The following is a 1119-nucleotide window of genomic DNA, read 5'->3' as shown; positions in this document are numbered from 1 at the left end:
AAAATTTCCATCCTCACAATATTCGTATGCCAAATCTAATAATTCCACAATATGTTTTTTCATTTAATCTAGATAATGATTATTTGGAGAAATACATTAACTATTTGTCAAGTGCCGATCAATTTTATGATGAGTGTTTGTCTCTAGGATCAATTTCTAGTGATTTGTTAAAGCATTCAATTGCCTCATCGTATCTGCCCAAGCTACGCAATGCAACTCCCTTGTCATTTAGCAAGTCAGGATCATTTGGATTCTTCAGCAATGCCTGCTCAAAAAATGCCAGCGCCTCTTCAAATTTCCCATCTTCAAGTAATTTTTTTCCTTTAGAGGAGAGCTCAGATGAATCCAATTTGTGTCATTTTACGTGTCTGTTTGTTTTAAACATACGCGTGTTAATTGGCAGTTTTGGATTACTCAGCTTGATTCACAATGAATATTCTAATTGCAGAAGACAATCAATATACAGCACTGCAGTATGATAGAGTTTTAAAAAAATGCGGACATGATGTTACAATTACCAAAGACGGTCAAGACTGTATTGAAAAATATTCAGAGAAGGCAGGCAAGTCAGAGTTTGAATCAATTGAAAAGAATCCATTTGATGTTGTAGTACTAGACCAATCAATGCCCAAGATGACAGGAGCACAAGCAGCACAAGAGATTCTAGATAAAAAGCCCAGTCAGAGAATTATCTTTGCATCAGCATATGGACTATCAGGTGAGCGCAACTCAGAGAAGTTTGTTGAGAAGGTAGAGTTTTTGCAAAAACCATTTTCACTGACAAAACTAGTCAGAACAATCACGGGCCAATAATCATTACCAAATAGACGCAGTTACCTGTACGAATATTTACAAAATTTATCAAAACTTAAATGCATTTTTAATTAATTCGAGTAAACAGGCATGGATGAAACTGATGAAAAGATTCTCAAAAATTTACTAGTAGATGCAAGGCTATCTGCAAGACAGCTCTCACTCAAACTTGGAATGTCTACAGTAACAGTCCTATCTAGAATTAAAAAATTAGAAAAAGAGAAGATAATTCGAGGGTATGCAGCAAGACTTGATCATGAACAGCTTGGCTTTAACCTAACTGCAATAATCGAAGTCGTTGCAAAA

The 1119-nt window shown here is 35.3% G+C and carries 3 protein-coding genes; 2 read left to right on the top strand and 1 reads right to left on the bottom strand.

Annotated features, from left to right (window positions below; translation table 11 throughout):
• Window positions 1–124: 124 nt before the first annotated feature.
• Window positions 125–349 carry a tetratricopeptide repeat protein gene (locus tag C6988_RS11035; RefSeq protein WP_182135504.1) on the bottom strand — a complete coding sequence of 75 codons (225 nt, stop codon included), beginning with the start codon at window positions 347–349 and terminating at the stop codon, window positions 125–127.
• A gap of 80 nt (window positions 350–429) precedes the next feature.
• Here C6988_RS11035 and C6988_RS11030 point away from each other — a divergent pair, with 80 nt between their 5' ends.
• Both C6988_RS11030 and C6988_RS11025 read left to right on the top strand, forming a co-directional pair.
• Window positions 430–813: a response regulator gene (locus C6988_RS11030; protein WP_182135502.1), complete on the top strand. Its 384-nt coding sequence runs from the start codon at window positions 430–432 to the stop codon at window positions 811–813.
• A gap of 90 nt (window positions 814–903) precedes the next feature.
• Window positions 904–1119, top strand: a 216-nt coding sequence (locus C6988_RS11025) for an Lrp/AsnC family transcriptional regulator (RefSeq protein ID WP_182135500.1), incomplete at its 3' end; no start/stop codon positions are given.

The organism is Nitrosopumilus sp. b1, from assembly GCF_014078545.1.
Lineage (GTDB): Archaea > Thermoproteota > Nitrososphaeria > Nitrososphaerales > Nitrosopumilaceae > PXYB01.
This window is presented reverse-complemented; position numbering and strand designations above follow the sequence as displayed.